At 62.5% G+C, this 5,528-nt stretch carries 7 protein-coding genes; 4 read left to right on the top strand and 3 right to left on the bottom strand.

Annotation, left to right across the window (positions count from 1 at the left end; translation table 11 throughout):
- Nucleotides 1-142: 142 nt before the first annotated feature.
- The 4 genes from CCR82_RS07200 (at nt 143) to CCR82_RS07185 (ending at nt 3,078) form a co-directional block, all read left to right on the top strand.
- Nucleotides 143-523 carry a YebG family protein gene (locus CCR82_RS07200; RefSeq protein ID WP_338073132.1) on the top strand — a complete coding sequence of 127 codons (381 nt, stop codon included), beginning with the start codon at nt 143-145 and terminating at the stop codon, nt 521-523.
- An 89-nt stretch (nt 524-612) separates the two neighbouring features.
- Nucleotides 613-1,701: a DUF6159 family protein gene (locus CCR82_RS07195; protein ID WP_338073131.1), complete on the top strand. Its 1,089-nt coding sequence runs from the start codon at nt 613-615 to the stop codon at nt 1,699-1,701.
- A gap of 19 nt (nt 1,702-1,720) precedes the next feature.
- Entirely contained in the window at nt 1,721-2,272 is a 552-nt protein-coding gene (locus CCR82_RS07190) for a DUF427 domain-containing protein (RefSeq protein ID WP_201244720.1), read from the top strand.
- Nucleotides 2,266-3,078: a nucleotidyltransferase domain-containing protein gene (locus CCR82_RS07185; RefSeq protein WP_201244719.1), complete on the top strand. Its 813-nt coding sequence runs from the start codon at nt 2,266-2,268 to the stop codon at nt 3,076-3,078. The genes CCR82_RS07190 and CCR82_RS07185 overlap by 7 nt, the downstream gene beginning before the upstream one ends.
- Here the strand turns inward: CCR82_RS07185 and CCR82_RS07180 are convergent.
- The 3 genes from CCR82_RS07180 to CCR82_RS07170 all read right to left on the bottom strand — a co-directional run bounded on the left by CCR82_RS07180 (nt 3,064) and on the right by CCR82_RS07170 (nt 5,352).
- Nucleotides 3,064-3,636 (bottom strand): hypothetical protein, encoded by a 573-nt coding sequence (locus CCR82_RS07180; protein ID WP_201244718.1) that lies wholly within the window; start codon nt 3,634-3,636, stop codon nt 3,064-3,066. The genes CCR82_RS07185 and CCR82_RS07180 overlap by 15 nt on opposite strands.
- A 32-nt stretch (nt 3,637-3,668) precedes the next feature.
- On the bottom strand, nt 3,669-4,088 hold the full coding sequence (locus CCR82_RS18590) for an MOSC domain-containing protein (RefSeq protein ID WP_338073130.1): 420 nt from the start codon (nt 4,086-4,088) through the stop codon (nt 3,669-3,671).
- Nucleotides 4,089-4,296: 208 nt separating this feature from the next.
- Nucleotides 4,297-5,352 (bottom strand): CorA family divalent cation transporter, encoded by a 1,056-nt coding sequence (locus tag CCR82_RS07170; protein ID WP_201244717.1) that lies wholly within the window; start codon nt 5,350-5,352, stop codon nt 4,297-4,299.
- Between the last annotated feature and the right edge of the window lie 176 nt (nt 5,353-5,528).

The following is a 5,528-nucleotide window of genomic DNA, read 5'->3' as shown; positions in this document are numbered from 1 at the left end:
GTCGACAGTGGCTGTGGGTGTTGAAACATCATCATCACATGCTTTAATGATTACTCGAAGATGACCTTCATATCTCGCTGATCATGTAGGCTAACAAACGTGCCAAAACCTGGCGATTGTTGCTTGGACGCAACAGGTAAGCATCAGTTTCTTAAGAGATTATTTTTCGTCGGGAATTGCTGTCGAGATCGAATACATCGTCAAAGACAAGCACGGGACGGAACGATTGCGGACCGCTGATAAGAAAGCTGCCGATGCCTATGACAAGGCGCTCGAGATCGCCGACCGGCTTGCGCAATTGCTGCACGATGATCAGGTGCTGCCCGTCCTGCCGGATGCGGACCTTGAGGAGTTGACCATCTATCTGGCGCGCAACGCCCGCAACGTTGAGCGGGTGCTCAAGGGTAAGGAGCCTGAGCCTACACCGCCGTCGGGTGAGCACGAGGACCACACAGAACTGACCGCGGAGAAGCCCGCAAAGGATGCCGAGAGCAACGTCACCAAGCTGAAGCGGGCGCCGTAGGCGTTGTGCTTGGAGACGACCCTCTCGTGCCTGCATCAGTGGCCTGCATTGAACCCGTCTGACCACAGGGAACGCTGACCTTGACCACAGTGAAACCCTTTCCCTTGGCGATTGAGGCCCCGGATGCCAAGGTGATCGCGCTCACCACGGAGATGCTGGCCAAGGCGTCTGCAATGGCACGACAGAGCCCACGCGGGCGCATCATCCAGCGTCTGCAAAAGCACGATGACGCACCGCTGCACCGGATGGTCAATGCCATGCAGCCGGGTAGCTATGCGCGACCGCATCGCCACAGCAACCCGCCGAAGGCGGAAGCGTTCATCGTGCTGAGCGGGGCCGTGCTCAGCGCCGAAAAGGGTTTCATGCTTTACCCACTGTTAGCGGGGCTCGGCATCCTGCTCTTCTCGGCACTGATCCTGGGCGGTGGCGGTTGGCTGCTCCTGAGCCATCCCGAGTTTGAGCAGCTGTTATCGCAGCTGGAACAGCCAAGCCAAGACGGCGATGCGCCCTGGTGGGCCTATGCGGCCGGCGCCTTCCTGCTGTGGCTGTTTCTGCTGGTCACCAGCTTCATCACCCACTTCTTCCTGACCGCCTTGGTGGGCGGCACGCTGGAGCGGCTGCATGGCGGGAATCCGAGCGTTGGCGATGGCTTGGCGCTGGCGCGCCAACGTGCGGGTGTCATCCTCGGCTATTCCGCGATCACCGCGACGGTGGGTCTCCTGCTCTCATTCCTGCGTGGACGTGACCAGCAGCCTGGCATCGGCTTCTTGCTCGCCAGCCTGGGTGGCTTCGCCTGGGGTGTGGCGACCTTTCTGGTGATTCCGGTCTTGGCGGCGAAGGACATTGGCCCGATCGCGGCGATCAAGGAGAGCGTCGGGCTGCTCAAACGCACCTGGGGCGAGCAGCTCAGTGTGAATGTCGGCCTTGGCCTCATCATCGGCTTGCCGATGCTGCTGCTGATGGCCGGCACCTTCGCTGGCGGATTCTGGGCGGCCAGTACCGAACAGCCGGTCCTGATGATTGCGACCATCGCCACCGGGGTGACCCTGATCGCCTTGCTGTCCCTGATGAGCGCGACCCTCAATGCCATGATTCGCAGCGCTGTCTATCTTTATGCCGAGACCGAGGCGGTGTTGGGTGGACAAGTCGCGTTCCGGCTTTGTGATCACCCCAACTGACCAAGACCGACTCATCACCATGAACCCACAGGATCTCGAACGCGCCCGCAATGCTTGGACCTATCGCGGCCAGCAACGGCCGCCGTTTGCTGTCGTGCCTGCTGAAGGGCAGGAATCGGTCTGGGATTACCCGCGCCCACCGGCCTATGTGCCAGATCAGCGCTGGGTTGAGGTCTATGCCGGCGAGCAGCGGATCGCCCGCACCGAGCGGGCGATCCGGGTGCTGGAGACGGGTCACCCCCCAGCGTTCTATCTGCCGCCAGAAGCGGTGGACCAAGTCCGGCTGCGGCCCAGCGCGCGCCGCAGCTTCTGCGAATGGAAGGGCGAGGCCGAATACTTCGATGTTGAAGGCAGCGCCGCGGGCTGGATCCGCAACGCACTCTGGCGCTATCCACGACCCGAGGCCGAGGCGAGCGTCATCGCCGGCTGGTTTGCCGCCTATCCGAGTCTGCTGCACTGCGTTGTCGCTGGCGAGCCGGTGCGCGCGCAGGCCGGTGGCTTCTACGGCGGCTGGATCACCAATGAGCTGGTCGGCCCGTTCAAGGGTGAGCCGGGGAGCGGGCATTGGTAGCGCACGAACGGTGCGCGGCGATCCTCAGCGAGCTGACGGAGATCGAGGCCGAGCATGAGGTACGCATCCTCTTCGCCTGCGAATCCGGCAGCCGCGGTTGGGGCTTTGCCTCGCCGGATAGTGATTTCGATGTGCGATTCCTGTATGTCCATCCCCTGCCCTGGTACCTGCGGGTGCGGCCACAGCGCGCTGTCATCGAGCGGCCGATCAGCGGTGATCTGGATATCAATGGCTGGGAGCTGCGTAAGGCCTTGGGACTGCTCGGCAAGGGCAACGCGACGCTGATTGAGTGGCTGGACTCGCCGATCGTCTATCGCGCTGACCCGGTGTTTCTGCAGCGGTTGCGCGCACTCGCTGAGTCTGTCTATCAGCCAGAGCGGGCGTTTCATCATTATGTGCACATGGCGCGTGGCAACTATCGGGACTTTCTGACCCGTGAGCAGGTGCGGTTGAAGAAGTACCTCTACGTGCTGCGCCCGTTGCTAGCGACGCTCTGGATCGAGCAGGAACGCGGTCCGGTGCCGATGCGTTTTGAGACGCTGGCCGAGACCTTGATCGATGAGCCCGAACTCCGCGCAGCCATTGAGCAGTTGCTGGTGATCAAGCGCTCGGTTGGAGAGGCGGAGGTCGGAGCACCCCTGCCAATCCTCAATGCCTTCATCGATCATGAGCTGACACGGCTGGAAGCGGTCATGCCACCGCCGACAAGGCCGATCGATGAAGCGGCGCTTGATCGGCTGCTGTTGGAGACGGTGATGAGGACTGCATCCTCAGCCGATTCAACGGAGACCTCAAACGCCGAGTGAAACGGACGGGCCTTGAGCCTTGGCTTCCCGCGTTTCCTGCTCCGCGACAAAATCCGCGATGGCTTGCACGCGCGCCTTGGCCGGGCCGTTCAACGTGGTGCCGTACCTCCCGTCATAGTGCTCGCAGTAGTCTGCGGCGAGTCGATAGCCGTCGGCGGGCTGATCAGCCTGTCTTAGGATGATCCGAAACGCCTCTTCAAGCAACAGCACGGAGCGATCGTGAATGATGCGGACCTGATACGACTTGACGCGCCGGTACTCGGAGTGAAACGCCTGTAAGCGGCGCAGCAAGCGCTGCATGCCGACCCAATGGGGGGTGCCCGTGCTGTCAGTCGCATGCAAAGCGGTGCCTGCTTCTGTGATGAGCGCCTCGGCCTCGCTGGAGGCGGCCTGTTGTTCAGCGACGATTCGCTCGATCATCCAGCATGCAAAGGCGCGCAGTCGATCCCCCGGCTCAAACCACTTCTTCAGCACAGTCAGGCGTTGGGTGTTAGCGGACCCAGTCCGCTCGATCTCAGCGAGGATGGAGGCAAATTTGTCGTGGATGGTGGTGGGCATGGCATTCACGCAATCTGTTCGAACCCAGGAGGCTAAATGTCTGGGCTGCTGATGACGTCGGCGCCTTCGGCAACCACGGCATCACCGACGCGCAGCTGCCCGCCCTGGATCACCCGCGCGCAAAGCCCTCCATGGCCGCGCAGGGCGTTGTAGCCGCCTGGCCCCAGCACCTCCTCCATGCGTGAGCAGGGATGCGCAAAGCTGGTGCCCTCCAGCACCACCTCGCCGATCTGAAAGCGCTGCCCCTTGAGCGCAGCTAGGTTGATGCCGGACACCAACAGGTTGCGGCGCAAGGTCGCCGGCGCTATCTCCTCGACTCCGGTCAGCGCGGCGATCACCGGCAGATGTTCGGCCTGCAGCAGGGTGATGCCGCGGTGACCCGTGCGGCCGCTATAGTGATCGCCCTCGAGACCCGCGCCGGTGATAGCCTGCGCGGCCTCGACGCGGATCACCGCCGCGCGCTTCGCCGACCGCAGGCCGATCCAAGTCCAAGCGTCCAGGACGCGGAAAGGTCTGCATCAGCGACGCCAATGGGCTGTGCTTGGAGAGGATTATGGCTTCCATCATACAGACGCAGTGGGCATGCAGGCTGAATCTGGCGCTCATGCTCGGACTTGGGCTCGGCGAGGATACCGGCACCGGCCGTCTCAGCGGCACTGTTTAGAGCCAGCCTTTGCGGCGGAGATACCAAAGTTGGGCGGCGACCAAGAGACCGAGGAAGAGACAAAGCAGCAGGAACGCCCAGCGGTCAGTCGCGTCCGGAATGCCAGCAAGATTGACCCCGAGCAGGCCGGTGATGAAGGTCAGTGGAAGGAAGATCGCGGTGATCACCGTCAGCGAGAACAGTCGCCGTTCGGTCTTTTCGGTGGAGCGTTGCAGGATCTCTTCTTGGGTGATCTCGCTGATCCGCTGCGCCGCGTCTAGGCCCTCGATGTACTGGGTGCACTGGTGCACCACCTCCCCTGCCCGCTCGCGGTTGTTCTCTGACAGCCAGGGCTGATGGCTGGCCGCCAGCCGTTCGAGCGCGCGGCGCTGTGGACCGAGGAAATGTCGCATGCGGATCATGGCACGCCGCAGATGAGCGAGCTCCGCCACCAAGTCTTCAGTGGGCTTGGCGTTGCGGAGGTGGCCGATCCGGTGCGCCTCATCGAACTGTTCAAAGATCAATTCCTCCATGTGCTGAGTCATCAGGTCAGCGCATTGGCAGATGAGGTCGCCCACATCCGTTGGTCCCTGTCCCTTCACGAGACTGCGTTGCAGATCGGAGGCGGCGCGCACCGGTTCATGACGACCGCTGATGACCCGCTCGCCATCACTCCAGAGGCGTAAGGTCACCATGTCCATCGGCAGCCCGCCCTGCCTGAAGTTGATGCCTTTGAGGATCAGCAGCAGGGACCGCCCACGCTGCTCGAAACGCGGGGTGACGCGCGCGGCGGTCAACGCGTCCACAACCAGCGGGTCGATGCCGCTGTGGGTGCTGAGCCAGCGTTGCGCGTTGGCATGCTTGAGGTCGAGATGAATCCAGACCGGCCCCTGCGCTGAGTGCAGCTCGGGGTCGGCATCCGCGTCGAGATCCGCCCACTGCAGTGCCTCTCCCCCGCCCTGGCGATCAAGCCGGAAGGCGCAAACGAGGCCGAACCGATGGGCATAAGCGGTCTTCAGTCGCACGACGGGCCTAGCGCTTGGGCGATTCACTGGATTATGACGGCTGTCCATCAGACCTCGTTCATGGCGTTGCTAGAAAGGGAACGTCCGCGCCCATCTTAGGCGATTTCCGCTTTTAGATATACCGATCTATGACATACTTGGTGGCATGTCTCAGACACTAACCTCCTGCCTATGCCCCCGGATTCTCATGCTCAGCCGGCCAGCACGCTGACAGCCGAGCACGT

Origin of the sequence: Halochromatium salexigens, assembly GCF_016653295.1 — a bacterium.
Taxonomy (GTDB): Bacteria; Pseudomonadota; Gammaproteobacteria; order Chromatiales; family Chromatiaceae; genus Lamprobacter; species Lamprobacter salexigens.
The sequence above is the reverse complement of the archived record's forward strand: the minus strand, read 5'-3'. Positions and strand labels throughout refer to the sequence as shown.